This is a genomic window from Streptomyces albofaciens JCM 4342, from assembly GCF_008634025.1.
GTDB classification, from domain to species: Bacteria; Actinomycetota; Actinomycetes; order Streptomycetales; family Streptomycetaceae; genus Streptomyces; species Streptomyces albofaciens.
The window spans coordinates 639,911-665,627 of sequence record NZ_PDCM01000001.1 but is presented as its reverse complement, the minus strand read 5'-3'; the positions used below and the strand labels follow the sequence as shown (position 1 = coordinate 665,627).

Here is a 25,717-nt window from a genome sequence, read left to right as displayed (position 1 = left end):
GTACGTGCGCAAGGCAGCGCAGATCGCCGGGACGGCCGCCGTGGCCACACTGCTGCTCAGCGGCTGCGGCAGCAGCGGCAGCAAGGACGGCGCGGCGGACCGGCCGAGCAAGGCACCGGCCGCCACCCCCTCGCAGACCGCCGGCGGGGACAAGCCCGCCGAGGGCACCAGCAGCCTCGACGGCGCCTGGACGGCCAGGACCGGCGACTCGCACCTCACCCTGGTGATCTACCGGGGCACCGCCTCCATGGGGCTCGGCGCCGACACCGGAACGGCTTGCCAGGGCAGGGTCGAGCAGGTGGGCACCACGGTCATCGCCCTGAAGTGCATGGGCGGCCACACCACCCGCACCCTGGGCACCGTCACACCGGGCGGCGACGGCAAGACGCTGACGGTGAAGTGGAAGGGCGGGCCCACCGACGCGTTCACCAAGGCCGAGGGCAAGCTGAAGCTGCCCGGGATGCCCGGCCTCCCCACGGGCGCCCCGGTCTCCTGACGGGGTATCAGCCCTCCTCGGCCGTACCGGGCCCGGACCGGCGCGAACGGCCGAGGGCCGCTACGCCACCAGGGGTGTTTCCGGGGCGGCGTCGGATAAAGACGTCATGGGCTGAGCCATATTCACTCCGAGTAGTTGATCGACACCGACGACCACGAGGAGTCACGAGATGCGCCTGCGCACCTCCGTCGCCGCCGCCTTCGGAGCGGCCGTACTCGCCCTGACCACCCCCACCTCCGCCTACGGCGCCGACGGCGTCTTCTCCTACGGCTTCAACACCGGCGACAAGCTCGACCAGCGCGCGGCCATCTTCAACCCGCCGGGCAAGGAGTGCATCACCCTCAAGCTGCCGGACGAGGCCGACTTCGGCTACGCCGCGCGCAACCGGACCAACGCGACCGTGACGCTCTTCGCCGACGACGACTGCAGCAGCGACGTCTACTTCGTCGTACCGCCCGGCAAGGCCGCCCCCAAGCGGGTCCTGGTCCGCTCGGTGATGTTCTCCCGCTGAGCCCGGCTCCCACCGCGCACAACCGCGCCCGCACACCCCGGCCGGCCTTCCTCGCACGTTGCTTCCGGCCGCGCCGGTCCCCCTTCGTACGCTGAGACGCGCCACGGCCGCCGCCCGGCACCCCGCAAGGGCACCGGACGGCGGCCGTGGGCGCGGGCCGTCCGGGGACGGCCACCGCTCAGCGCACGAACACCCCCGCCTGGCCCGCCAGGTCCAGGAAGTACTGCGGCGCCAGACCCAGGACGAGGGTGACCGCGACACCGACCCCGATGGCCGTCATCGTCAGCGGGCTGGGCACCGCCACCGTCGGCCCGTCCGCCTTCGGCTCGTTGAAGAACATCAGCACGATGACGCGGATGTAGAAGAACGCGGCGATCGCGGAGGAGATCACACCGATCACCACCAGCCAGCCCGCGCCGCTCTGTGCCGCCGCCTTGAACACCGCGAACTTCCCGGCGAACCCCGAGGTCAGCGGGATGCCCGCGAAGGCCAGGAGGAAGACCGCGAAGACCGCCGCGGTCAGCGGCGAGCGCCGGCCCAGCCCCGCCCACTTCGACAGCTGGGTGGCCTCGCCGCCCGCGTCCCGGACGAGCGTGACCACCGCGAACGCGCCGAGCGTCACGAAGGAGTACGCCGCCAGGTAGAACAGGACGGAGGAGATGCCGTCCTTGCTGGTGGCGATGACACCGGCGAGGATGAACCCGGCGTGCGCGATGGAGCTGTACGCCAGCAGGCGCTTGATGTCGGTCTGGGTGATCGCGACGACCGCGCCGCCCAGCATCGTGACGATCGCGACCCCCCACATGACCGGCCGCCAGTCCCAGCGCAGGCCCGGCAGGACCACGTACAGCAGGCGCAGCAGCGCGCCGAACGCGGCGACCTTGGTGGCCGCCGCCATGAACCCGGTGACCGGGGTCGGCGCTCCCTGGTAGACGTCCGGTGTCCACATGTGGAACGGCACCGCGCCGACCTTGAAGAGCAGACCCATCAGCACCAGCGCCGCGCCGATCAGCAGCAGCGCGTCATTGCCCATGGTGTCGGCCAGCGCCGGGGTGATCTGCTTGGTGCCGTCGCTGACGACCTCCGCGATACCGGCGTACGTGACCGTGCCCGCGTAGCCGTACAGCAGCGCGATGCCGAACAGCAGGAACGCCGAGGAGAACGCGCCGAGCAGGAAGTACTTCACCGCCGCTTCCTGGGAGAGCAGCCGCTGGCGGCGGGCCAGGGCACACAGGATGTACAGCGGGAGGGAGAAGACCTCCAGCGCGACGAAGAGCGTCAGCAGGTCGTTGGCCGCGGGGAAGACCAGCATCCCGCCGACCGCGAACAGCGCCAGCGGGAACACCTCGGTCGTGGTGAATCCGGCCTTGACCGCGGCCCGCTCGGCGTCGCCGCCGGGCACCGCGGCGGCCTGCGCCGCGAAGGAGTCCACCCGCTTGCCGTGCGCCGCCGGATCGAGTCGGCGCTCGGCGAAGGTGAACGTGGCGACCAGCGCCACCAGCAGGATCGTGCCCTGGAGGAAGAGCGCCGGGCCGTCCACGGCGATGGCCCCCATGGCCGCGATTTTGGCCTTGGTGGTGCCGAAGCCGCCCGCCGCCAGCCCCACGACGGCCGCGAACCCGGCGGCCAGCGCGAGCACGGACAGCAGCAGCTGCGCGTGGTAGCGGCCGCGGCGCGGCACGAACCCTTCCAGTACGACACCGACGACCGCGGCGCCCAGCACGATCAGGGCCGGTGCCAGCTGGGCATACTCGATCTTCGGCGCCGGGATCTTGGCCGGTGCCTCGGCCGCCATGGTCCACAGGCTGTGGACGCTCGCCACGGAACTCACTTCGCGGCCTCCGCATCTGCCTTCACGGGTACGTCGGGGCGGGGATCGTGCTGGTCGACGACGGACAGGGTGTGGTCCACCGCCGGGTTGACGAGGTCCGTCAGCGGCTTCGGGTAGACACCGAGGAACAGCAGCAGCGCGATCAGCGGGGCGACGACGGCCAGCTCCCGCGCCTTGAGGTCGGGCATCGCCCGCACCTCCGCCTTCACCGGGCCGGTCATCGTCCGCTGGTAGAGGACGAGGACGTACAGCGCGGCGAGCACGATGCCGGCGGTGGCCACGATGCCCACCACCGGATAGCGGCTGAACGTGCCGACCAGCACCAGGAACTCGCTGACGAACGGTGCCAGGCCGGGCAGCGACAGTGTCGCCAGACCGCCGACCAGGAACGTCCCGGCCAGCACCGGCGCGGCCTTCTGCACCCCGCCGTAGTCGGCGATCAGCCGGGAGCCGCGCCGCGAGATCAGGAACCCGGCGACCAGCATCAGCGCCGCCGTCGAGATGCCGTGGTTGACCATGTAGAGCGTCGCGCCGCCCTGGCCCTGGCTCGTCATGGCGAAGATGCCCATGATGATGAAGCCGAAGTGCGAGATGGAGGCGTACGCGATCAGGCGCTTGATGTCGCGCTGGCCGACCGCCAGCAGCGCGCCGTACAGGATGCTGATCAGCGCGAGGACGAGGATGACCGGGGTGGCCCAGCTGCTGGCCTCCGGGAAGAGCTGGAGGCAGAAGCGCAGCATCGCGAACGTGCCGACCTTGTCGACCACCGCGGTGATCAGTACGGCGACCGGCGCGGTGGACTCGCCCATCGCGCCCGGCAGCCAGGTGTGCAGCGGCCACAGCGGCGCCTTCACCGCGAAGGCGAAGAAGAAGCCGAGGAACAGCAGCCGTTCGGTGCCGGTGCCCAGCGCCAGCTTGCCGTCGGCCCGCGCCTGGACGATCTCCGTCAGGGAGAAGGTGCCGCTGCCGAGCTGGTCGGCGGTGGCCGCGTACAGCCCGATCACCGCGGCGAGCATGATCAGGCCGCCGGCCAGGTTGTAGAGCAGGAACTTCACGGCGGCCTGCGAGCGCAGCGCCGCGCTGTGCTCCTCGCCGCCGGACCCCGCGCGGTCCCCGAAGCCGCCGATGAGGAAGTACATCGGGATGAGCATGGCTTCGAAGAAGATGTAGAAGAGGAAGACGTCGGTGGCCTCGAAGGAGATGACCACCATCGCCTCGACGGCGAGGATCAGCGCGAAGAAGCCCTGCGTGGGGCGCCAGCGCCGGTTGGGCTCCCGGTCCTCCATGGGGTCGGCGTCGCGCCAGCCCGCCAGGATGACGAACGGGACCAGCAGCGCGGTCAGCGCGATCAGCGCCACCGCGATGCCGTCCACACCCAGCTCGTAGCGGACGCCGAAGTCCTTGATCCAGGCGTGCGATTCGGTGAGCTGGAACGGGCCCTCGGCACCCGGTGTGAAGCGCACCGCGACCACCGCGGCGAGCACCAGGGTGGCCAGCGAGAACAGCAGCGCCAGCCACTTGGCGGCGGTGCGCTTGGCCGCGGGCACCGCGGCGGTGGCGATCGCGCCGAGCGCCGGGACCGCCGCGGTGGCCGTCAGAAGGGGAAACGACATGGCTCAGACACCCCTCATCAGCAGGGTCGCGGCGATCAGCACGGCCGCACCGCCCAACATCTGTACGGCGTAGGAGCGGGCGAAGCCGTTCTGCACCTGGCGCAGCCGGCCGGAGAGGCCGCCCATCGACGCCGCCGTGCCGCGGACCGCGCCGTCCACCACGGAGTGGTCCAGCCGGACCAGGGCGCGGGTCAGTTCGCCGCCGCCGCGCACCAGGACGACGTGGTTGAAGTCGTCCTGGAGGAGGTCGCGGCGGGCCGCCCGGGTGAGCAGCGAGCCGCGCGGGGCGACGGCCGGGACCGGCTTGCGCCCGTACTGGAGGTAGGCGAGCGCGACACCGAGGACCATCACCACGATCGTGGCGGTGGTGATCGCCGAGGCGCCGATCGGCGGGTGCCCGTGGTCGAAGGAGGTGACCGGCTCCAGCCACTTCACGAACGCCTCGTTGATGCTGAACAGACCGCCCGCCGCCACCGATCCGACGGCCAGCAGGATCATCGGGATCGTCATGGACTTCGGCGACTCGTGCGGGTGCGGCGGGGTGTACTCGCCCCGGGTCTCGGCCGCGGGCTCCACGGACGGCTCGGCGGGCGACGGGGTCGGTGCCTTGCGCCAGCGCTCCTCGCCGAAGAACGTCATCAGCATCACCCGCGTCATGTAGAACGCGGTGATCGCGGCGCCCAGGAGGGCCGCGCCGCCGAGGATCCAGCCCTCCGTGCCGCCCTTGGCGAACGCCGCCTCGATGATCTTGTCCTTGGAGAAGAAGCCGGACAGTCCGGGGAAGCCGATGATGGCCAGATAGCCGAGGCCGAAGGTGATGAACGTGACGGGCATGTACTTGCGCAGGCCGCCGTAGCGGCGCATGTCCACCTCGTCGTTCATCCCGTGCATCACCGAACCGGCACCGAGGAAGAGACCGGCCTTGAAGAAGCCGTGGGTGACCAGGTGCATGATCGCGAAGGCGTAGCCGACCGGGCCGAGGCCGGCGGCCAGGATCATGTAGCCGATCTGCGACATCGTCGAGCCCGCCAGGGCCTTCTTGATGTCGTCCTTCGCGCAACCGACGATCGCACCGAACAGCAGGGTCACCGCGCCGACCACCACGACGGCGGTCTGCGCGTCCGGCGCGCCGTTGAAGATCGCGCCGGAGCGGGTGATCAGGTAGACGCCGGCGGTCACCATCGTCGCCGCGTGGATCAGGGCCGAGACCGGGGTCGGGCCCTCCATCGCGTCACCGAGCCAGGACTGGAGCGGGACCTGCGCCGACTTGCCGCAGGCGGCGAGCAGCAGCATCAGGCCGACGGCGGTGAGCTTGCCCTCGGAGGTCTCCCCCACCGCGCCCAGCACCGGCCCGAACGCGAAGGTCCCGAACGTCGTGAACATCAGCATGATCGCGATGGACAGGCCCAGGTCGCCGACGCGGTTGACCAGGAACGCCTTCTTCGCGGCCGTGGCCGCGCTGGGCTTGTGCTGCCAGAAGCCGATGAGGAGGTACGAGGCCAGGCCGACGCCCTCCCAGCCGACGTACAGCAGCAGGTAGTTGTCGGCGAGGACGAGCAGCAGCATGGCCGCGAGGAACAGGTTGAGGTAGCCGAAGAAGCGGCGGCGCCGCTCGTCGTGCTCCATGTAGCCGACCGAGTAGATGTGGATCAGCGATCCGACACCGGTGATCAGCAGGACGAACGTCATGGACAGCTGGTCGAGCTGGAAGGCCACGTCGGCCCGGAAGCCGCCCACCGGGATCCAGCTGAACAGGTGCTGGTGCAGCGTGCGCTGCTCGGGGTCGCGGCCCAGCAGCTCCGTGAACAGCGGGACGGCCAGGGCGAAGGACGCCAGCGCGAGCAGCGTGCCGATCCAGTGGCCCGCCCGGTCCAGTCTCCGGCCGCCGCACAGCAGCAGGGCCGCGCCGGCCAGGGGGGCCGCGACGAGCAGGGCGATCAGGTTCTCCACGTTTACGACCCCTTACAGCTTCATCAGGCTGGCGTCGTCGACCGAGGCCGTGTGGCGGGTGCGGAAGATGGACACGATGATCGCCAGGCCCACCACGACCTCGGCCGCGGCGACGACCATCGTGAAGAACGCAATGATCTGTCCGTCCAGGTTTCCGTGCATCCGCGAGAAGGCCACGAAGGCGAGGTTGCAGGCGTTCAGCATCAGCTCGATGCACATGAACACCACGATGGCGTTCCGCCTGATCAGCACCCCGGCCGCGCCGATGGTGAACAACAGGGCGGCGAGGTAGAGGTAGTTGACCGGGTTCATCGCTTCGCCTCCTCGCTGCGGCCCAGCCACTCTTCGGACCGCTGCTCCAGCGCCTTCAGCTCGGCCAGCGACTCACCGGAGACGTCCCTGATCTGGCCGCGCCCGCGCAGCGTCGGGTTGACGGTCAGCTCGGACGGGGTGCCGTCGGGGAGCAGGCCGGGGACGTCCACGGCGTTGTGGCGGGCGTAGACACCCGGGGCGGGAGCCGGAGTGGGAAGGGGCCAGGCGGAGCCTGCCGCTGAGGGGTGGTGGTCGGGCGACGGGTGGGCCTGCTCGCCGTCCTTGATGCGCTGTTCGGACAGCTCGCGCTGCGTCCTGGCGCGCTCCGTGCGCTCCCGGTGCGTCAGGACCATCGCGCCGACCGCCGCCGTGATCAGCAGCGCGCCGGTGACCTCGAAGGCGAAGACGTACTTGGTGAAGATCAGCGCCGCCAGGCCCTGGACGTTGCCTCCGGCGTTGGCCTCGCCGAGGCCGTTGAAGTGCCGCAGCGAGGCGTGGCCGATGCCGGCGATGAGCAGGATGCCGAAGCCGAGGCCGCAGGCGGCGGCCAGCCAGCGCTGGCCCTTGAGCGTCTCCTTGAGGGAGTCCGCCGCGGTGACGCCGACCAGCATGACGACGAAGAGGAACAGCATCATGATCGCGCCCGTGTAGACGACGATCTGCACGATGCCCAGGAAGTAGGCGCCGTTGGCGAGGTAGAACACCGCCAGGATGATCATGGTGCCGGCCAGTGCCAGGGCACTGTGCACGGCGCGCTTCAGCAGGATCGTGCTCAGCGCGCCGAGCACGGCGACCGTGCCGAGGATCCAGAACTGCACCGCCTCGCCGGTGGACGCGTCGGCGGCCAGGGAGGTCGTCGTCACTGGGTCACCTCCCGCGCGGCGGGCTCGTCGGGCCCGAAGGTGGCCGCGGCCTCCTGCGGCGCCGCGGTGTCCGCGCCGCCCTCGCCCTCGGCCGTCTCGCCCTTGGACACGGCCACCTGCCGCACCGTCCCGGGCGCGGCCTCGGTCACCAGGCCGCGGTAGTAGTCCTTCTCCGTCATCCCCGGATAGATCGCGTGCGGGGTGTCGACCATGGTGTCCTCCAGCCCCGCGAGCAGCTCCTCCTTGGTGTAGATGAGCGATTCGCGGGACCGGTCGGCGAGTTCGTACTCGTTGGTCATGGTCAGCGCGCGGGTGGGGCAGGCCTCGACGCACAGGCCGCACAGGATGCAGCGCAGGTAGTTGATCTGGTAGACGCGGCCGTAGCGCTCGCCGGGGCTGTAGCGCTCCTCGTCGGTGTTGTCGGCGCCCTCGACGTAGATCGCGTCGGCCGGGCAGGCCCAGGCGCACAGCTCGCAGCCGACGCACTTCTCCAGCCCGTCCGGATGCCGGTTGAGCTGGTGGCGGCCGTGGAAGCGCGGCGCCGTCGGTTTCTTCTCCTCCGGATACTGCTCGGTCAGCCGCTTCTTGAACATGGCCTTGAAGGTCACGCCGAAGCCGGCCACCGGGTTCTGGAAGTCAGGCACCGTCGCCCCCCTTTCCGTCCGTATCAGTTCGGTCACCGACAGTGTCCACCCCGCCACTGACAATCAGCTCGCGCTCCCGGCGCGGCCGCCGCCGTGGCACCGGTGGCAGGGTCTGTCCGGGCAGCGGTGGTACGGGGAAGCCGCCCGCCATCGGGTCGAAGGCCGGCTCCTCGGCCGGCTCCTCCTTCTCGCCCCGCCGGAAGAAGTCCGCGACGAGCGAGATCAGCAGCACGGCGATGGCCGCGCCGGCCACGTACATCACGATCCGCTGGAAGTCGTAGCCCTCGTTCCGCAGGGCCCGTACGGTCGCGACCAGCATCAGCCACACCAGTGAGACCGGGATGAGGACCTTCCAGCCCAGCTTCATGAACTGGTCGTAGCGCACGCGCGGCAGCGTGCCGCGCAGCCAGATGAAGAAGAACAGCAGCAGCTGCACCTTGATGACGAACCACAGCAGCGGCCACCAGCCGTGGTTGGCGCCTTCCCAGAAGCTGCTGACCGGGTACGGAGCCTTCCAGCCGCCCAGGAAGAGCGTCACCGCGACCGACGAGACGGTCACCATGTTGATGTACTCGGCGAGCATGAACATCGCGAACTTGATGGACGAGTACTCGGTGTTGAAGCCGCCGACCAGGTCGCCCTCGGACTCCGGCATGTCGAACGGCGCGCGGTTGGTCTCGCCCACCATGGCGACGATGTAGATGATGAAGGAGACCGGGAGCAGCAGGACGTACCACTTGTCCTGCTGGGACTCCACGATCGTGGACGTCGACATCGACCCGGAGTACAGGAAGACCGACGCGAAGGACAGGCCCATCGCGATCTCGTAGGAGACCATCTGCGCGCACGAGCGCAGGCCGCCGAGCAGCGGGTACGTCGAGCCGGAGGACCAGCCCGCCAGCACGATGCCGTAGATGCCGACGGAGGCGGTGGCGAGGATGTACAGCACGCCGATCGGCAGGTCGGTCAGCTGCATCGCCGTACGGTGCCCGAAGACCGAGATCTCGTTGCCGGCCGGGCCGAAGGGGATCACCGCGACGGCCATGAAGGCCGGTACGGCCGCCACGACCGGCGCGAGCACGTACACCGCCTTGTCGGCCCGCTTGACGACCAGGTCCTCCTTGAGCATCAGCTTGATGCCGTCCGCGAGGGACTGGAGCATGCCCCAGGGGCCGTGCCGGTTGGGCCCGATGCGCAGCTGCATCCAGGCGACGACCTTGCGCTCCCAGACGATGGAGAACAGCACGGTCAGCATCAGGAACGCGAAGCAGAAGACCGCCTTGATCACGATCAGCCACCACGGGTCGCGGCCGAACATCGACAGGTCTTCCTGGGCCAGCGGCAGGCCGGTCAGGGCCAGTTCCCGCGTCATGCGTCCACCTCCTCGACCGGGCCGGACGTGCCGGAAGCCGCCCCGGCCACGGCCGCGACCTTGACCAACTCCCCGGGCCGTGCGCCCGTGTCGGCGACGGCCCCGCCGCCCACCGAGTTCAGCGGTAGCCACACCACCCGGTCGGGCATCTGCGTGACCGCCAGCGGCAGCCGTACGGACCCGCGGGGCCCGGTGACCGCCAGCAGGTCACCGTCCTTGACGCCGGTCTCCTCGGCGGTGGCCTGCGACATCCGGGCCACGGCCGCGTGCCGCGTGCCGGCCAGCGCCTCGTCGCCCTCCTGCATCCGCCCCTTGTCGAGGAGCAGTTTGTGGCCGGCCAGCACGGCCTCGCCGGGCTCCGGGCGGGGCAGCGCACGCCCTGGCTCCAGGGGATCGGACGCGTACGTGCCGTCCCATGTCCCCAGCGCGGTCAGCTCCCTGCGCACGGCCCGTACGTCGGGCAGCGCCAGGTGGACGTCCATGGCGTCGGCGAGCATGTGCAGCACCCGGGCGTCCGGCAGCAGGTGCCGGCGCGTCATCTGGTCGGGCTTGAGAGCGGCCTCGAACGGCCGGGCGCGGCCCTCCCAGTTGAGGAACGTGCCGGACTTCTCCACGACCGCCGCGACCGGAAGGACCACGTCCGCCCGCTCCGTGACGGCCGAGGACCGCTGCTCCAGACTCACCAGGAAGCCCACCGAGTCCAGCGCCTCCAGGGCCCGCGCCGGGTCCGGCAGGTCCGCCGGATCGACGCCCGCCACCAGCAGGGCGCTCAGCTCCCCGGCGGCCGCCGCCGCGACGATCTGGCCGGTGTCCCGGCCGTGCCGCTGCGGCAGGTCGGCGACGCCCCAGGCGGCGGCGACCTCCTCGCGGGCCCGCGGGTCGGTGGCCGGGCGCCCGCCCGGCAGCAGCCCCGGCAGCGCGCCCGCCTCCAGGGCGCCCCGCTCACCGGCCCGCCGCGGAATCCATACGAGCCGGGCGCCGGTGGCGGTGGCGGCCCGGATCGCCGCCGTCAGCGCGCCCGGCACCACCGCCAGCCGCTCGCCCACCACGATCACCGAGCCGTCGGCGCGCAGCGCCTCGGCGGCAGTCCGCCCCGCGCCCTCCAGTCCGACGCCACCGGCCAGCGCGTCCAGCCACTCCGTCTCCGTGCCGGGCGCGGCGGGCAGCAGCGTGCCGCCCGCCTTGACCAGCCCGCGCGTCGCGTGGGAGGCGAGCCCGAAGGTGCGCTGCCCGTGCTTGCGGTACGCCTTGCGCAGCCGCAGGAAGACGCCGGGCGCCTCCTCCTCCGCCTCGATCCCGGCGAGCAGGACGGCCGGTGCCTTCTCCAGGTCCGCGTACGTGAGGGACGCGCCGCCCAGGTCCCGCCCCCGCCCGGCGACCCGCGCCGCCAGGAAGTCGGCCTCCTCCGCGCTGTGCGCGCGCGCCCGGAAGTCGATGTCGTTCGTGTCCAGGGCGACCCGCGCGAACTTGGCGTAGGCGTACGCGTCCTCGACGGTCAGCCGGCCGCCGGTCAGCACGCCCGTACGGCCCTTGGCGGCGCCCAGCCCGCGCGCCGCCGCCTCCAGGGCCTCCGGCCAGCTCGCCCTGATCAGTTCGCCGGTCTCGGCGTCCCGCACCAACGGGTGCTCCAGCCGGTCGCGCTGCTGCGCGTACCGGAAGGCGAAGCGCCCCTTGTCGCAGATCCACTCCTCGTTGACCTCGGGGTCCTCCGCGGCCAGCCGCCGCATGACCTTGCCGCGCCGGTGGTCCGTACGGATCGCGCAGCCGCCCGCGCAGTGCTCGCAGGTGCCCGGCGAGGAGACCAGGTCGAAGGGGCGCGACCGGAAGCGGTAGGCGGCCGAGGTGAGCGCGCCGACCGGGCAGATCTGGATGGTGTTGCCGGAGAAGTACGACTCGAACGGGTCGCCCTCGCCCGTACCGACCTGCTGGAGCGCGCCCCGCTCGATCAGTTCGATCATCGGGTCGCCGGCGATCTGGTGGGAGAAGCGGGTGCAGCGGGCGCACAGCACGCACCGCTCGCGGTCCAGCAGCACCTGCTTCGAGATCGGCACCGGCTTGGCGAAGGTGCGCTTCTTCCCCTCGAAGCGGGTGTCGGCCTGCCCGGCGGACATGGCCTGGTTCTGCAGCGGGCACTCGCCGCCCTTGTCGCAGACCGGGCAGTCCAGCGGGTGGTTGATCAGCAGCAGCTCCATCACGCCGCGCTGCGCCTTCTCCGCGACCGGGGAGGTGAGCTGCGACTTGACCACCATGCCGTCGGTGCAGGTGATGGTGCAGGAGGCCATCGGCTTGCGCTGGCCCTCCACCTCCACGATGCACTGGCGGCAGGCGCCGGCCGGGTCCAGCAGCGGGTGGTCGCAAAAGCGCGGGATCTCGATGCCGAGGAGTTCGGCGGCCCGGATGACCAGCGTCCCCTTGGGGACGGAGATCTCGATGCCGTCGATCGTCAGCGTGACCAGGTCTTCGGGCGGGATGGCCGCCTCGCCGCCCCCGGCGGGGGCGTCGCTGGTGACCGTCATGCGTTCACCCCCAGGTGAGCGTCGGTGTCGGCCCAGGCGGTCGACTTGGCGGGGTCGAAGGGGCAGCCCTTGCCGGTGATGTGCTGCTCGTACTCCGCGCGGAAGTACTTCAGCGAGGAGAAGATCGGGGACGCGGCGCCGTCACCGAGCGCGCAGAAGGACTTGCCGTTGATGTTGTCGGCGATGTCGCCCAGCTTGTCCAGGTCGCTCATGCGGCCCTGGCCGGCCTCGATGTCGCGCAGCAACTGGACGAGCCAGTAGGTGCCCTCACGGCAGGGCGTGCACTTGCCGCAGGACTCGTGCGCGTAGAACTCGGTCCAGCGGGTCACGGCCCGTACGACGCAGGTGGTCTCGTCGAAGCACTGGAGCGCCTTGGTGCCGAGCATCGAGCCCGCGGCGCCGACGTTCTCGTAGTCCAGCGGCACGTCCAGGTGCTCGTCGGTGAACATCGGCGTGGAGGAGCCGCCGGGCGTCCAGAACTTCAGCCGGTGGCCGGGGCGCATACCGCCGCTCATGTCGAGCAGCTGGCGCAGCGTGATGCCCAGCGGGCCCTCGTACTGGCCGGGGTTGGCGACGTGGCCGCTGAGCGAGTACAGCGTGAAGCCCGGGGACTTCTCGCTGCCCATCGAGCGGAACCACTCCTTGCCCTTGTTCATGATGGCGGGAACCGAGGCGATGGACTCGACGTTGTTCACGACGGTGGGGCAGGCGTACAGGCCCGCCACCGCCGGGAAGGGAGGACGCAGCCGGGGCTGTCCGCGACGGCCCTCCAGGGAGTCCAGCAGCGCGGTCTCCTCGCCGCAGATGTACGCGCCCGCGCCCGCGTGCACGACGACGTCCAGGTCCAGGCCCGAGCCGAGGATGTCGCGGCCGAGGTAGCCCGCGTCGTATGCCTCCCGGACGGCCTCGTGCAACCGCCGCAGGACGGGCACGACTTCACCGCGCAGGTAGATGAAGGCCTGGTTCGACCGGATCGCGTGACACGCGATGACGATGCCCTCGATCAGGGAGTGCGGATTGGCGAAGAGCAGCGGGATGTCCTTGCAGGTGCCCGGCTCGGACTCGTCGGCGTTGACGACGAGGTAGTGCGGCTTGCCGTCGCCCTGCGGGATGAACTGCCACTTCATCCCGGTGGGGAAGCCGGCCCCGCCGCGCCCGCGCAGGCCCGCGTCCTTGACGTAGGCGATCACGTCGTCCGGCGGCATCGCGAGGGCCTTGCGCATGCCCTCGTAGCCCTCGTGCCGCAGATAGGTCTCCAGCGTCCAGGACCCGGGCTGGTCCCAGAAGGCGGACAGCACGGGCGCCAGCAGCTTCTCCGGGTTGGCCTTGCTGACCTCGGCGGCCACGGTCATCACTCCCCCTCCTCGGCGGTCGGGCCTGATGCACTGTCACCGCGGGGCGAAGCCCCTCCGTCCGGGGCGGCGGGAGACGGGTGGGCAGGATCGCTGGCCGAGGTCTCGCGGGGCGCGTCGTGCGAGCTGGGGTGGGTGGCCGGTGCCTCGCCCGGCGCCCGCCCGGCGGCCTCGCCCTCGCCCTCGGCCGGCACCGCGCCCCGCTGCGGTACGACATGGTCGGCGGACCCCGCGCCCGGTACGGCCTCGCCCTTGGCCAGCCGCAGCCCCACCAGCGACGCGGGCCCGGCCCCGCCGGTGGCCTCGACCGCGCCGGGGCGCGGATCAGGGAACCCGGCGAGGATGCGGGCCGTTTCCTTGTACGTGCACAGCGGCGCGCCCCGGGTCGGCTCGACGGTCCGCCCCGCCCGCAGGTCGTCCACCAGCCGCTTCGCGCTCTCCGGCGTCTGGTTGTCGAAGAACTCCCAGTTGACCATCACGACCGGCGCGAAGTCGCAGGCCGCGTTGCACTCGATGTGCTCCAGCGTGACCTTGCCGTCCTCGGTGGTCCCGCCGTTGCCCACGCCCAGGTGCTTCTGGAGCGTCTCGAAGATCGCGTCGCCGCCCATGACCGCGCACAGGGTGTTGGTGCACACCCCCACCTGGTAGTCCCCGCTCGGCCCGCGCCGGTACATGGAGTAGAAGGTGGCGACCGCGGTGACCTCGGCCGTGGTCAGGTCCAGCAGCTCCGCGCAGAAGCGGATGCCCGTACGGGTGACGTGCCCCTCCTCGGCCTGGACGAGGTGCAGCAGCGGCAGCAGCGCGGACCGCGAGCCGGGGTAGCGGGCGATCACCTCCTTGGCGTCCGCTTCGAGCCGGGCCCTGACCTCGGCCGGATAGTCGGGGGCGGGGAGCTGCGGCATCCCCAAGCTGACGTCTGTCACCGGTCGACGCCTCCCATCACGGGGTCGATGGACGCGACGGCGACGATGACGTCGGCCACCTGGCCGCCCTCGCACATCGCCGCCATGGCCTGGAGGTTGGTGAAGGACGGGTCGCGGAAGTGCACCCGGTACGGGCGGGTCCCGCCGTCGCTGACGGCGTGCACGCCCAGCTCGCCCTTGGCGGACTCCACGGCCGCGTACGCCTGGCCCGGCGGCACCCGGAAACCCTCCGTCACCAGCTTGAAGTGGTGGATCAGGGCCTCCATCGAGGTTCCCATGATCTTCTTGATGTGGTCGAGCGAGTTGCCCAGCCCGTCGGGACCGAGCGCCAGCTGGGCGGGCCAGGCGATCTTCTTGTCGGCGACCATCACCGGCCCCGGCGCGAGCCGGTCCAGGCACTGTTCGACGATGCGCAGCGACTGGCGCATCTCCTCCAGGCGGATCAGGAAGCGCCCGTAGGCGTCGCAGGTGTCGGCGGTCGGCACCTCGAAGTCGTAGTGCTCGTATCCGCAGTACGGCTGGGTCTTGCGCAGGTCGTGCGGGAGCCCGGCGGAGCGCAGCACCGGTCCGGTGGCGCCGGTGGCCAGACAGCCGGCCAGGTCCAGGTAGCCGATGTCCTGCATCCGGCCCTTGAAGACCGGGTTGCCGGTGGCGAGCTTGTCGTATTCGGGCAGGTTCTTGCGCATCTTCTTCACGAATTCGCGCACCTGGTCGACCGCTCCCGGCGGCAGGTCCTGGGCGAGCCCGCCGGGCCGGATGTACGCGTGGTTCATCCGCAGCCCGGTGATCAGCTCGTAGATGTCCAGGATCAGCTCCCGGTCCCGGAACCCGTAGATCATGATCGTGGTGGCGCCCAGCTCCATGCCGCCGGTGGCGATGGCCACCAGGTGGGAGGAGAGCCGGTTCAGCTCCATCAGCATCACGCGGATGACGGACGCCCGGTCCGGCACCTCGTCGGTGATGCCGAGCAGCTTCTCCACGGCCAGGCAGTACGCCGTCTCGTTGAAGAACGGCGTCAGGTAATCCATCCGGGTGACGAAGGTGGTGCCCTGCGTCCACGTGCGGAATTCGAGGTTCTTCTCGATGCCCGTGTGCAGGTAGCCGATGCCGCAGCGGGCCTCGGTGACGGTCTCCCCGTCGATCTCCAGGATCAGCCGCAGCACGCCGTGGGTGGAGGGGTGCTGGGGGCCCATGTTGACGACGATCCGCTCGTCGTCCGTACGGGCCGCGGCGGCCGCGATCTCGTCCCAGTCGCCGCCGGTGACCGTGTAGACGGTGCCCTCGGTGGTCTCCCGAGGGGTCGCATGGCTGGTGGACATCAGGTGTACGACCTCCGCTGGTCGGGAGCCGGGATCTGGGCGCCCTTGTACTCGACGGGAATGCCGCCGAGCGGGTAGTCCTTGCGCTGCGGGAAGCCCTGCCAGTCGTCCGGCATCATGATCCGGGTGAGCGCCGGGTGGCCGTCGAAGACCAGGCCGAAGAAGTCGTACGCCTCGCGCTCGTGCCAGTCGTTGGTCGGGTAGACCGCGACGATGGACGGCACGTGCGGGTCGGCGTCCGGGGCCGACACCTCCAGGCGGATCAGCCGGTTGTGGGTGATCGAGCGCAGGTGGTAGACGGCGTGCAGCTCGCGGCCCTTGTCGCCGGGGAAGTGCACGCCGCTGACGCCGGTGCACAGCTCGAAGCGCAGCGCCGGGTCGTCGCGCAGGGTCCTGGCGACCACCGGCAGGTACTCCCGCTCGATGTGGAAGGTCAGCTCGCCGCGGTCCACGACCGTCTTCTCGATGACGTTCTCGGGGACCAGTCCCTGTTCCTCCAGCGCGCCTTCGAGTTCGTCCGCGACCTCGTCGAACCAGCCGCCGTACGGGCGGGACGTGGCGCCCGGCATCCGTACGGACCGTACGAGCCCGCCGTAGCCGGAGGTGTCGCCGCCGTCGCCGGCGCCGAACATGCCGCGGCGGGTGTCGATGACCTCGCCGTGGTCGCCGCGCTGGCCGGGGAGGTTCTGCGCGTTCAGGTCCTGGTCCGGGTTGACCCCGTTGGGCCCCTTGGTTCCGCCGGGCGCGTTGACACCGCCAGTGCCGTTGGTGCCACCGCTGCCGCCGGTTCCCTCGGGGCCGCCGGTGCCCTTGGTGCCGTCGCTCACCGCAGCAGCCCCTTCATCTCGATCGTCGGGAGCGCCTTGAGCGCCGCTTCCTCCGCCTCGCGGGCCGCCTGCCGCTGGTTGACGCCGAGCTTGGAGCTCTGGATCTTCTGGTGCAGCTTGAGGATGGCGTCCATCAGCATTTCGGGACGCGGCGGGCAGCCGGGCAGGTAGATGTCCACCGGGACGATGTGGTCGACGCCCTGGACGATCGCGTAGTTGTTGAACATGCCGCCCGACGAGGCGCACACGCCCATCGAGATGACCCATTTCGGGTTCGGCATCTGGTCGTAGACCTGCCGCAGCACGGGCGCCATCTTCTGGCTCACCCGGCCGGCCACGATCATCAGGTCCGCCTGGCGCGGCGAGCCGCGGAAGACCTCCATGCCGAAGCGGGCGAGGTCGTAGCGGCCGGCACCGGTCGTCATCATCTCGATGGCGCAGCAGGCGAGGCCGAAGGTGGCGGGGAAGACCGACGACTTGCGCACCCATCCCGCGGCCTGCTCGACGGTGGAGAGCAGAAAGCCGCTGGGCAGTTTCTCTTCAAGTCCCATTGATGGCTCCTAATCCCATTCCAGGCCGCCCCGACGCCATACGTAGGCGTAGGCGACGAAGACGGTGAGCGCGAAGAGGAGCATCTCCACGAGCCCGAAAAGCCCGAGCGCGTCAAAGGTGACGGCCCAGGGGTAAAGGAAGACGATCTCGATGTCGAAAATGATGAAGAGCATGGCCGTCAGGTAGTACTTGATCGGAAATCGACCGCCGCCGGCCGGCTGCGGCGTCGGCTCGATTCCGCATTCGTACGCCTCTAGCTTCGCCCGGTTGTAGCGCTTGGGCCCGACGAGCGTGGCCATCACGACAGAGAAGATCGCAAAGCCTGCCCCGAGGGCTCCCAGTACGAGGATGGGCGCGTAAGCGTTCACCGTCCTCGCTCCCTTCAGTCGACGATGACTGGATGGCGGTCCGCCCGGCCTCGCGCACCGCCCCACGAAGATCGCGCCTATGTGAGGCAGTTCACAAGCCCGAACCGCCTGCATCTTATGCCCGCTGGTCTGTGATCTGCGACACGGGGTGCGACAACGCCTTTGTGATCTCCACCACCTGACGGCCGGTCATCCTGTCCGATGAGCGTCGATCTTCGTACGGGAAGCGCGCGGATGATCACTGGAGGTGATTTTTCGCGGCGTAATCCCTGGTCAGCGAGGGGTGGCCTCTATCAAGAGGTACGGGATGCAAGCAAATTGGCGCTGGACGCCGCCAACTGCTAGCGCGCCGCCGGGTGCTGGGCCGGACGGCTCCGCCCGCCTCACCGTGACCACCCTGAGACCGTCGTGACCGTCCCGTGATCATCGGTACGTGCCCGCGTTCACGAGCACACCCGCCCCAGGGGCATCACGGGAACATAACGGGCACTCACGAGTGAGCTATCCCACGCGGCTCGCAGTCTTGAACGCTTGACCTTCGGGAAGCCTTGGCGCGGCGGATCAGTTGGTGGTAAGTGCGCCCAGGGCCCGCTTCGGCCCGTAAATGCCGTGCACAGGAACATGATCACGAAATCCGGACAGGCCACCGCCCGCCGCGCGACCGGCGATTAGTCCCTTTTATTCACCGTGTACGCGTCAAGTGTGGTGCACACCACCTTTGTTGGCAGCAACCTGTGGCTCCTGATAGCCGTGGTGCCATGTCCCCGAACGCAGCCATACCCAGCCACCGGAAGCCCCGCCGTTCCGCGTCCTCGCGGGCACTGCGCGCAGGGGTCACCGGTGGCATCATCACCCTGGCGGTGACCGGCGCGAGCATGCCGGCCGGCGCCGCGGAGAAGCCCGTCTCCGAGACCCAGGAAATGCCGACCATCACCTCGGCACTCAGCACCAGCCTGGCCAAGAGCGCGGACACCGCCCAGCAGATGGCACTCGACTACGAGCTGCAGGCCGCGCAGGACACCGCCACCACCCAGGCCACCGAGGCCGCCGCCAAGGCGAAGGCGGAGGCCGACCGGAAGGCCGAGGCCGAGAAGAAGGCCGAGGAGGCCCGTAAGGCCAAGGAGGAGAAGGCCGCCCAGGAGCGCGCCTCCCGCTCCTCCGAACGCACGTCGCTGCGCGCCCTGTCCGCCCCGGCCGACGACTCCCCCGTCACCGGCGCGACCGGCAGCACCGCCTCCCTGGTCAGCTTCCTGCGCGCGCAGATCGGCAAGTCCTACGTGCTGGGCGCCTCCGGCCCGTCCGCGTACGACTGCTCCAGCCTGGTCCAGGCCGCGTACCGGACCATCGGCATCGACCTGCCGCGCACCTCGCAGCCGCAGTCCACGGCCGGCACCCAGGTCAGCATGAGCAACCTCCAGGTCGGGGACATCCTCTACTGGGGCAGCGCGGGCAGCGCGTACCACGTGGCCGTCTACGTCGGTAACGGCAACTTCATCGGTGCCCAGAACTCCAGCACCGGCATCGTGGAGAAGCCGCTCAGCTACAGCCAGCCGACCGGCGCGGTCCGCGTTCTGTAGGACGCCCCACGCACACGGCCGAGGGCCGTCGTTCCCGCCGCTCGGGAACGACGGCCCTCGTGCATTGCGCCAGCAAATGGCTGAAACGTCCTTTTTGATGACGGGCGATCGGTTGCGGCCGCATCGTCCATTCGAGTAAGCGACGCCCGTTCGGCACAACTACCGTAACGGCTCTGTACCAGTTGTACCTCTCGCCGTACTCATCCCTTCCGCCCCGTAATGCCGACACCCTTTTTCCGCGGCATCTACGGCGGCTGAACGAGAGGAAGCGTTTGCTTACATGAGAATCCACCGTGCTCATACTTTTCGGGCCGTCACCTGGTCGGTGACGGCGACCGCTCTTGCCTCCGCCCTCAGTCTTGGGCCGGTGCACGCCACCGAGCTCCCCTGTTCCCAGACCAAGGGCAGACAGAAGTCCGCCGATAGCTGCCCCACACCGTCCGCCGACAGGCCGGCAAAGAAAAAGCCCGCGGCGAAGAAGCCCGCCGCGAAGGAGCCCGCCGCGAAGAAGCAGACCCCGAGAAAGCCGCGGCCCAAGAAGCAGACCGTGCGGAAGCCCCGCCCCAAGAAGCAGACGGCCAGGAAGCCGGCAGGCTGTCCGCCGTGCCACTCCACGCCCAAAGATCCCGGTACGAGGAAGCCCGCCGCCAAGAAGCAGACCCCGAGAAAGCCGCGGCCCAAGAAGCAGACCGTGCGGAAGCCCCGCCCCAAGAAGCAGACGGCCAGGAAGCCGGCAGGCTGCCCCCCGTGCCACTCCACGCCCAAAGATCCCGCCGCCAAGAAGCCGTCTTTGCCGAAGCCGTCCGCTCAGCGGCCCCCCGCCAAGAAGCCCCCGGTGCAGAAGCCGCCCGCCCAAAAGCCGCCCGCCCCGAAGCCGCCGGCCAAGAAGAAGCAGCTCAAGAAGGACCACGGCTGGAGCTGGCAAGGGCTCTCCATCGACGCGGCCGACCTCCGCAAGGTCAATGTCTTCCTCGCCCGCGCCAAGAAGGCCGAACACACCATCACCCCCCAGGTCCGCAGCATCGCCCGTAAGACCAAGGCCACCGTGGTCGGTTTCGACGAGCGCAAGCGGTCCCCGGAATCCGTCAAGCGCTCGGTCGCCCGCGATATGCAGAACAACCCCACCGAGACGGTGGACGAGGCCCTGGACAAGATTTACAACTCGGTGCGCTACATCCTCCAGTGGCCGGACGCCTCGTACGTCAAAGGCGTCAAGGACACCACCGGTCTGCTGGCCAAGTGGAAGAACGCGAATCTCCGCTGGTCCAACACGTGGGCCCGCCCGCGGGGATACAAGGGAATCAACACCGCCTGGCGGGCGAACGATTCGGGCCACCCGTACGAGCTCCAGTTCCACACACCGGAGAGCCAGGCCGCCCAGAAACGGAGCTCGAAGCTGTACGAAGAGGCGCACCACCCGAAAACGAGCGGCAGCCGCCGGGCCCAGCTCCAGACCCAGATGAACCGCAATTACGCCTCGGTGCCGTGCCCCGCCGGGGCCCAATTGCTCAACGCGCCGCGGCGGCGGGCGATGGAACGGCCGGGCGTGACCACGCGGTAAGCACAGCCGCCCTGAATCCCTGCCCAAAGAGACGGCCATTTCGCCGCCGTTGCTCACCGGGTCGCGGTATTCGCGACCCGGTGAGCAACGGCGTGACGCCACCTCAGGCCCGGAGCAGCCGCTTCTGTACGGTCTCAAGCGGTCCATGCTCGAAGTGCCGCAGCCATAGCCGGGCCCCGGTGAACAGCACCACGCACACCACCGCCCACAGACCCATCACCCACCACGGCCCGTGGTCCGCCCAGCGCGCGGCCAGACCGAGGCCGATGCCGTAACAGGCCAGCATGCACAGCACGTTCTGGAACACGTAGCAGGACAGCGCCGTGCGGCCGACCGCGCTGAGCCCCGCGGTGAGCGGGCCGGGCCGGCGTACACGGTCGACGATCAGGCCGATGAGGCCCATGTAGCCGATCGCGACGACGGGGGCCGCACCGTACCGGCCCAGCATGTAGAAGTCCGAACCACCCGCCGCTGTAAGGGCGTTGAGCGGTAGGCCGAGGCCCAGACCCCAGACGCACATCCGCCGTCGGATGCGCCGTCCGTTCGCGTCCGGGGCGAAGGCGCCCGCGCGGAACAGCCGTACGCCGAGGTGGAAGAGGAAGACCAGCAGGGCGAACGAGATGACGGGCTCGATACGCAGGCCGATCGCGTTGTGCAGGCGGAACGCGATCTGCTCCGGATAGCTGCCCTCGGCATACAGTGCGACGGCCTCGGCCCCCGCCCCGCCACCGCTGCTTCCCTGCCCGGAGGCGCTGCCGAGCGCGGCGGCCGTCAGCAGCGCCAGCACCGCCACGTGCACGGCCGCCGCCGCCCCCATCAGCACCCGCTGCGTACGTGCCGTACGCGTCAGCTGCCAGGCGACCAGGAGCGCGACGACCGCATACCCCATCAGCACGTCCCACGCGAAGACGAAGACGAAGTGGACGGTGCCCTCGACGAAGAGGAACAGCGCCCGCCACTTGTAGCGGCCGGGCCACGTGCGGCCGCGCTTGGCGGCGGATTGGAACTGGATGGCGAGGCCGACGCCGAACAGAATCGTCAGCATCGACAGGAACTTGCCGTCCGCGAGGAACCGGAAGGTCCCCTCCGCCACCCCCGACCACGACGCATCGAACGTCCACATGGCGGCGCTGCCCTTCAGCACGCCCGCTTCCGCGCCGGGCGCCGCGAAGAGCCAGACGTTGGTCATCAGCGTCCCGAGAATCGCGACACCCCGCAGCACGTCCAGCAAGGGCAACCGCGCCGCCCGGCCCCCATCACCCGCGGGAGCCACCCGAGCCCCCGCCGCGCCCCTCACCGTCTCCGTCTCCGCCACGCCGTCTCCCACCACCGGTGCCAGCTTCCCCACCATCGTCGGGGCACGCGCAGCCCACTTCTTCGTCCGCGGCGACGAGAAGCGGGGACGACCGGCTACATCCTTCGATGCAGCGACGGCAAGGGCGCTCCTGCCAGGCGGTCACCTGGAGGATGTAGACACAGGGGTGTTCCGGGAGCACCGTCCGAGGGCGGGTACGCGTACCCGCCCCCACCACGAGCGGAGCCCTACGCCTTCGGTGCCACCTTGCTCAGCCCGTTGATGATGCGGTCCATCGCGTCGCCGCCCGTGGGGTCGGTGAGGTTGGCGAGCATCTTGAGGGTGAAGCGCATCAGCATGGGGTGGGTCAGGCCGCGCTGGGTGGCGATCTTCATGATCTTGGGGTTGCCGATGAGCTTCACGAAGGCGCGGCCGAGGGAGTAGTAGCCGCCGTAGGTGTCCTTGAGGATCTTCGGGTAGCGCTGGAGGGCCAGCTCGCGCTGCGCGTACGTGGCGCGGGCGTGCGCCTGGACGATGACCTCGGCGGCGATCGCGCCGGACTCCATGGCGTAGGCGATGCCCTCGCCGTTGAACGGGTTGACCAGGCCGCCCGCGTCACCGACGAGCAGCAGCCCCTTCGTGTAGTGCGGCTGGCGGTTGAAGGCCATGGGGAGGGCGGCACCGCGGATCGGGCCGGTCATGTTCTCCGGGGTGTAGCCCCAGTCGGCGGGCATGGAGGCGCACCACGCCTTGAGGATCTCGCGCCAGTCCAGCTCCTTGAAGGAGGCGGACGTGTTCAGGACGCCGAGGCCGACGTTGCTCGTACCGTCGCCCATGCCGAAGATCCAGCCGTAGCCGGGCAGCAGCCGGTCCTGCGCGCCGCGGCGGTCCCACAGCTCCAGCCAGGACTCCAGGTAGTCGTCGTCGTGCCGGGGCGAGGTGAAGTACGTACGGACCGCGACGCCCATCGGGCGGTCCTCGCGGCGGTGCAGGCCCATCGCCAGCGAGAGGCGGGTGGAGTTGCCGTCCGCGGCGACCACGAGCGGGGCGTGGAAGGTGACCGGCGTCTTCTCCTCGCCCAGCTTGGCGTGCACACCCTCTATGCGCCCCGTCAGGTCGTTGACGACCGGCGCACCGACATTGCAGCGCTCGTACAGGCGCGCGCCGGCCTTCTGCGCCTGGCGCGCGAGCTGCTCGTCGAAGTCGTCGCGCTTGCGGACCAGCCCGTAGTCCGGGTACGAGGCCAGGTCGGGCCAGTCGAGCTGGAGGCGGTTGCCGCCGCCGATGATGCGCAGGCCCTTGTTGCGCAGCCAGCCCGCCTCCTCGGAGATGTCGATCCCCATGGCGATCAGCTGCTTGGTGGCGCGGGGCGTGAGGCCGTCGCCGCAGACCTTCTCGCGCGGGAAAGCGGTCTTCTCCAGGAGCAGGACGTCCAGGCCGGACTTGGCGAGGTGGTACGCGGTTGCCGAGCCGGCCGGACCCGCGCCGACGACGATGACATCCGCGCGGTACTCGGAGCGGGGGGTGGTCACGGACTCGCTCACGGACTCGGTCGCGGACTCGGTCACGGCGGGATCTCCCGGAAGTCGATATCTGGGTGCCGACCGGCACTGGGCCCCGTCAGTCTATGGGGACACCGGTGATCAGGATCTGAAGGGTTGGTCGGTCCATGCACGAGCCGCAGGCACAGCCGTTTCCGGCACCTCGACCGCTGCCGCAGCCGCCGTCCGGGGCGGGCTTCACGCTCCGCGTGCCGTCCGAGGAGGACGCGCTGCACTGGCACCGGGTGTTCGCGCACCCGGATGTGATGGAGTTCCACGGCGGCGCCCCCGCCGAGCTGTCCGTCTACCAGGAACTGACCGCACGGCAGCGGCGGCACCAGGCGGAGCACGGGTTCTGCCTGTATTCGATGGTCGGTACGGAGGAGGGCGCGGAGGGGCCGGGCGCCGTCCTGGGCTTCACCGGCGCGCAGCCGTGGCCGCGCGACTGGGGCCCGGTGGGCGAGATCGAGATCGGCTGGCGGCTGGGGCGGGCGTACTGGGGCAAGGGGTACGCGACGCAGGCGGCCCGGGCCGCGCTGGAGGCGGTACGGGCCGCGGGCGTACGGAGCGTGGTGGCGATGGTGGCGTCCGGGAACGAACGGTCCATCGCCGTGACGCGGCGGCTCGGCATGCGGCACGCGGAGACGTTCCGTACGCCGGCCGGGCAGGAAGGATTCTGCTTCCGGCTGGAGTGGTGAGGGCGGGCCGGGGGCCGCAGCTCGGCCCCCGGCGTCACGCCTCCGGCTTCGTCCCCCGGTGCATCGCCACCACACCACCGGTCAGGTTGCGCCAGGCCACCGCCGACCAGCCCGCCCGCTGGAGGCGCGCGGCCAGCGCCGGCTGGTTGGGCCAGGAGCGGATGGACTCGGCGAGGTAGACGTACGCGTCCGGGTTGCTGCTCACCGCGCGCGCCACCGACGGCAGCGCCCGCATCAGGTACTCCGTGTAGACCGTACGGAACGGCCCCCACGTCGGCTCGCTGAACTCGCAGATGACGACCCGGCCGCCGGGCTTGGTGACCCGGTACAGCTCGGCCAGCGCGGCGTCCGTGTCCTGCACGTTGCGCAGCCCGAAGGAGATCGTGACGGCGTCGAACACACCGTCCGCGAAGGGCAGCCGCATGCCGTCCCCGGCCACGAACGGCATCCACGGGTGGCGCTTCTTGCCCTCGCGCAGCATGCCGACGGAGAAGTCGCAGGGAACGACGTACGCGCCGGCGCGCGTGAAGGGCAGCGACGAGGTGCCCGTACCGGCGGCGAGGTCGAGCACACGCTCGGCGGGCCGCGCCGCCACGGCCCGGTCCACCTCCTTGCGCCACAGCCGCGTCTGCCCGAGGGACAGCACATCGTTGGTCAGGTCGTAGCGCGCCGCCACGTCGTCGAACATCGCGGCGACATCCTGCGGCTGCTTGTCCAGAGAGGCTCGGGTCACCGGGCCATTGTCCCTCACGCCCCGGAAGGACTTTGGACGGGGACGGCCCGATGCCCCCCTCAGAACATCCGGGCGGTCCAGCGGTGCTGCGTCAGGTGCGAAGCATCGTGAGCGGCCGAATCGGCCGTCCCCGCGAGAAAGATCCTGCCGGGCGGTAGCCGGGATTCCGGTTGCGTTGACGGGGTCCTGACGGAAGAGACGGGCGCCTTTACGCGTCGCTGACGAGTCAGCGGCGGACGAGACCCGCCAGGTCGATGCTGTTGGGGAAAGGGTGCGGGGTTTCCAGCTTTTCGCGGTGTACAGGGTGCTCCGGGGCCGGGATGTAGGTGCCCATCTCCCGATGAAGCCAGAACTCGTGCACCACAGGGACTCTGTCCGCACCCTGCTCGACTCGCCAGAAGTAGGGCACCCCCGCTGCCGCGAACAGCGCCGGCTTGCGGACCCGGTCGTCCTGTTGCGACCCGGCCGACACCACTTCGACCACGAGAACGACCCACTGGATGGGCACGCACTCCAGCTCCCAGAGATCTTGCCCGTGAGCATCGAAGACGACCACGTCGGGCTTGGGGGTGTTGCGCTCGTTGAGCCGGACGCTCTGCTCGGCCAGAACCTCGTACGGCTCGCACTGCGCGTCCTCCAGCGACCGCAGAAGCCGGTCGCGCACCCGGTTGTGCCAAGGAACCGTCTGCCCCCGCGCCACGATCACTCCATCCACGAGTTCCCAGTCGAAGGGGAGGTCCAGTTCCTTGACCTGCTCGTGCGTCCAGCCGTCGGCAGGCGGGAACATCCAGGTCTCCGGAGTCGCCTTCTCCAGCCGCCGGTCAGTGCTCATCACTGCTCCCATGGACGCGAGTGTGGACGCGA

Annotated in this window: 24 protein-coding genes; 5 read left to right on the top strand and 19 right to left on the bottom strand. The window is 70.2% G+C overall.

Annotated features, from left to right (window positions below):
• Nucleotides 1-4 precede the first annotated feature (4 nt).
• Together CP973_RS03130 and CP973_RS03125 are read left to right on the top strand one after the other, a co-directional pair.
• Nucleotides 5-496, top strand: coding sequence for a hypothetical protein (locus tag CP973_RS03130; RefSeq protein ID WP_150237363.1), 492 nt, complete (start codon nt 5-7; stop codon nt 494-496).
• 169 nt (nt 497-665) lie between these two features.
• Nucleotides 666-1,007: a hypothetical protein gene (locus tag CP973_RS03125; protein WP_150237361.1), complete on the top strand. Its 342-nt coding sequence runs from the start codon at nt 666-668 to the stop codon at nt 1,005-1,007.
• 178 nt (nt 1,008-1,185) lie between these two features.
• Here CP973_RS03125 and nuoN read toward each other — a convergent pair whose 3' ends face one another.
• From nuoN to CP973_RS03055, 14 genes are all read right to left on the bottom strand, one after another.
• Nucleotides 1,186-2,802 (bottom strand): NADH-quinone oxidoreductase subunit NuoN, encoded by a 1,617-nt coding sequence (gene nuoN, locus CP973_RS03120; RefSeq protein ID WP_425281985.1) that lies wholly within the window; start codon nt 2,800-2,802, stop codon nt 1,186-1,188.
• 32 nt (nt 2,803-2,834) lie between these two features.
• Nucleotides 2,835-4,451 carry an NADH-quinone oxidoreductase subunit M gene (locus CP973_RS03115; protein WP_150237357.1) on the bottom strand — a complete coding sequence of 539 codons (1,617 nt, stop codon included), beginning with the start codon at nt 4,449-4,451 and terminating at the stop codon, nt 2,835-2,837.
• A 3-nt stretch (nt 4,452-4,454) separates the two neighbouring features.
• Entirely contained in the window at nt 4,455-6,401 is a 1,947-nt protein-coding gene (nuoL, locus tag CP973_RS03110; protein ID WP_150237355.1) for an NADH-quinone oxidoreductase subunit L, read from the bottom strand.
• A gap of 12 nt (nt 6,402-6,413) precedes the next feature.
• Nucleotides 6,414-6,713 (bottom strand): NADH-quinone oxidoreductase subunit NuoK, encoded by a 300-nt coding sequence (gene nuoK, locus CP973_RS03105; RefSeq protein ID WP_003983361.1) that lies wholly within the window; start codon nt 6,711-6,713, stop codon nt 6,414-6,416.
• A complete protein-coding gene (locus tag CP973_RS03100; RefSeq protein WP_150237353.1) occupies nt 6,710-7,576 on the bottom strand; it encodes an NADH-quinone oxidoreductase subunit J in 867 nt (288 codons plus the stop codon). The genes nuoK and CP973_RS03100 overlap by 4 nt, the downstream gene beginning before the upstream one ends.
• A complete protein-coding gene (gene nuoI / locus CP973_RS03095) occupies nt 7,573-8,220 on the bottom strand; it encodes an NADH-quinone oxidoreductase subunit NuoI (RefSeq protein WP_150237351.1) in 648 nt (215 codons plus the stop codon). Before nuoI ends, CP973_RS03100 begins: the two co-directional genes overlap by 4 nt.
• Nucleotides 8,213-9,592, bottom strand: a complete 1,380-nt coding sequence (nuoH, locus tag CP973_RS03090; RefSeq protein ID WP_150237349.1) for an NADH-quinone oxidoreductase subunit NuoH — start codon at nt 9,590-9,592, stop codon at nt 8,213-8,215. Before nuoH ends, nuoI begins: the two co-directional genes overlap by 8 nt.
• On the bottom strand, nt 9,589-12,108 hold the full coding sequence (locus CP973_RS03085) for an NADH-quinone oxidoreductase subunit G (protein WP_150237347.1): 2,520 nt from the start codon (nt 12,106-12,108) through the stop codon (nt 9,589-9,591). The genes nuoH and CP973_RS03085 overlap by 4 nt, the downstream gene beginning before the upstream one ends.
• Nucleotides 12,105-13,460 carry an NADH-quinone oxidoreductase subunit NuoF gene (gene nuoF / locus CP973_RS03080; RefSeq protein ID WP_150237345.1) on the bottom strand — a complete coding sequence of 452 codons (1,356 nt, stop codon included), beginning with the start codon at nt 13,458-13,460 and terminating at the stop codon, nt 12,105-12,107. The genes CP973_RS03085 and nuoF overlap by 4 nt, the downstream gene beginning before the upstream one ends.
• The gene (gene nuoE, locus CP973_RS03075; RefSeq protein ID WP_208853228.1) at nt 13,460-14,362 is read right to left on the bottom strand and encodes an NADH-quinone oxidoreductase subunit NuoE; all 903 of its coding nucleotides are present in this window, start codon (nt 14,360-14,362) and stop codon (nt 13,460-13,462) included. Before nuoE ends, nuoF begins: the two co-directional genes overlap by 1 nt.
• Before the next feature lie 17 nt (nt 14,363-14,379).
• Nucleotides 14,380-15,702 (bottom strand): NADH-quinone oxidoreductase subunit D, encoded by a 1,323-nt coding sequence (locus tag CP973_RS03070; RefSeq protein ID WP_150237341.1) that lies wholly within the window; start codon nt 15,700-15,702, stop codon nt 14,380-14,382.
• The gene (locus CP973_RS03065; RefSeq protein WP_150243066.1) at nt 15,702-16,400 is read right to left on the bottom strand and encodes an NADH-quinone oxidoreductase subunit C; all 699 of its coding nucleotides are present in this window, start codon (nt 16,398-16,400) and stop codon (nt 15,702-15,704) included. The genes CP973_RS03070 and CP973_RS03065 overlap by 1 nt, the downstream gene beginning before the upstream one ends.
• A gap of 125 nt (nt 16,401-16,525) precedes the next feature.
• Entirely contained in the window at nt 16,526-17,080 is a 555-nt protein-coding gene (locus tag CP973_RS03060; protein ID WP_003984245.1) for a NuoB/complex I 20 kDa subunit family protein, read from the bottom strand.
• Nucleotides 17,081-17,089: 9 nt separating this feature from the next.
• Nucleotides 17,090-17,449 (bottom strand): NADH-quinone oxidoreductase subunit A, encoded by a 360-nt coding sequence (locus CP973_RS03055; protein WP_030022241.1) that lies wholly within the window; start codon nt 17,447-17,449, stop codon nt 17,090-17,092.
• A 758-nt stretch (nt 17,450-18,207) separates the two neighbouring features.
• On the opposite strand from CP973_RS03055, the gene CP973_RS03050 reads away from it, so the two are divergent.
• Nucleotides 18,208-19,026 (top strand): C40 family peptidase, encoded by an 819-nt coding sequence (locus CP973_RS03050; protein WP_150237339.1) that lies wholly within the window; start codon nt 18,208-18,210, stop codon nt 19,024-19,026.
• A gap of 297 nt (nt 19,027-19,323) precedes the next feature.
• On the opposite strand, the gene CP973_RS39825 is transcribed toward CP973_RS03050, so the two are convergent.
• On the bottom strand, nt 19,324-19,785 hold the full coding sequence (locus tag CP973_RS39825; protein ID WP_167538258.1) for a hypothetical protein: 462 nt from the start codon (nt 19,783-19,785) through the stop codon (nt 19,324-19,326).
• A 76-nt stretch (nt 19,786-19,861) separates the two neighbouring features.
• Here CP973_RS39825 and CP973_RS03045 point away from each other — a divergent pair, with 76 nt between their 5' ends.
• Nucleotides 19,862-20,587 (top strand): ATP nucleotide 3'-pyrophosphokinase, encoded by a 726-nt coding sequence (locus CP973_RS03045; protein WP_244409254.1) that lies wholly within the window; start codon nt 19,862-19,864, stop codon nt 20,585-20,587.
• 103 nt (nt 20,588-20,690) lie between these two features.
• Here the strand turns inward: CP973_RS03045 and CP973_RS03040 are convergent, their stop codons facing one another.
• Nucleotides 20,691-21,824, bottom strand: a complete 1,134-nt coding sequence (locus CP973_RS03040) for a DUF418 domain-containing protein (protein WP_150237337.1) — start codon at nt 21,822-21,824, stop codon at nt 20,691-20,693.
• A 305-nt stretch (nt 21,825-22,129) separates the two neighbouring features.
• Entirely contained in the window at nt 22,130-23,449 is a 1,320-nt protein-coding gene (locus tag CP973_RS03030; protein WP_425281929.1) for a geranylgeranyl reductase family protein, read from the bottom strand.
• 101 nt (nt 23,450-23,550) lie between these two features.
• Between CP973_RS03030 and CP973_RS03025 the strand changes: the two genes are divergently transcribed.
• Nucleotides 23,551-24,120 (top strand): GNAT family N-acetyltransferase, encoded by a 570-nt coding sequence (locus tag CP973_RS03025; RefSeq protein ID WP_244409252.1) that lies wholly within the window; start codon nt 23,551-23,553, stop codon nt 24,118-24,120.
• A gap of 34 nt (nt 24,121-24,154) precedes the next feature.
• Here the strand turns inward: CP973_RS03025 and CP973_RS03020 are convergent, their stop codons facing one another.
• Together CP973_RS03020 and CP973_RS03015 are read right to left on the bottom strand one after the other, a co-directional pair.
• Entirely contained in the window at nt 24,155-24,853 is a 699-nt protein-coding gene (locus tag CP973_RS03020; RefSeq protein WP_150237333.1) for a demethylmenaquinone methyltransferase, read from the bottom strand.
• A 226-nt stretch (nt 24,854-25,079) separates the two neighbouring features.
• Entirely contained in the window at nt 25,080-25,685 is a 606-nt protein-coding gene (locus tag CP973_RS03015; protein ID WP_053696317.1) for a Uma2 family endonuclease, read from the bottom strand.
• Between the last annotated feature and the right edge of the window lie 32 nt (nt 25,686-25,717).

Coding starts and splice junctions, on each gene's coding strand:
- CP973_RS03115 (WP_150237357.1), bottom strand. CDS start 4,451: ATGTCGTTTCCCCTTCTGACGGCCACCGCGGCGGTCCCGGCGCTCGGC.
- CP973_RS03025 (WP_244409252.1), top strand. CDS start 23,551: ATGCACGAGCCGCAGGCACAGCCGTTTCCGGCACCTCGACCGCTGCCG.
- CP973_RS03070 (WP_150237341.1), bottom strand. CDS start 15,702: ATGTCCACCAGCCATGCGACCCCTCGGGAGACCACCGAGGGCACCGTC.
- CP973_RS03050 (WP_150237339.1), top strand. CDS start 18,208: ATGTCCCCGAACGCAGCCATACCCAGCCACCGGAAGCCCCGCCGTTCC.
- CP973_RS03125 (WP_150237361.1), top strand. CDS start 666: ATGCGCCTGCGCACCTCCGTCGCCGCCGCCTTCGGAGCGGCCGTACTC.
- nuoH (WP_150237349.1), bottom strand. CDS start 9,592: ATGACGCGGGAACTGGCCCTGACCGGCCTGCCGCTGGCCCAGGAAGAC.
- nuoE (WP_208853228.1), bottom strand. CDS start 14,362: ATGCCGCAGCTCCCCGCCCCCGACTATCCGGCCGAGGTCAGGGCCCGG.
- nuoK (WP_003983361.1), bottom strand. CDS start 6,713: ATGAACCCGGTCAACTACCTCTACCTCGCCGCCCTGTTGTTCACCATC.
- CP973_RS03085 (WP_150237347.1), bottom strand. CDS start 12,108: ATGACGGTCACCAGCGACGCCCCCGCCGGGGGCGGCGAGGCGGCCATC.
- CP973_RS03060 (WP_003984245.1), bottom strand. CDS start 17,080: ATGGGACTTGAAGAGAAACTGCCCAGCGGCTTTCTGCTCTCCACCGTC.
- nuoN (WP_425281985.1), bottom strand. CDS start 2,802: ATGGCGGCCGAGGCACCGGCCAAGATCCCGGCGCCGAAGATCGAGTAT.
- CP973_RS03015 (WP_053696317.1), bottom strand. CDS start 25,685: ATGAGCACTGACCGGCGGCTGGAGAAGGCGACTCCGGAGACCTGGATG.
- nuoF (WP_150237345.1), bottom strand. CDS start 13,460: ATGACCGTGGCCGCCGAGGTCAGCAAGGCCAACCCGGAGAAGCTGCTG.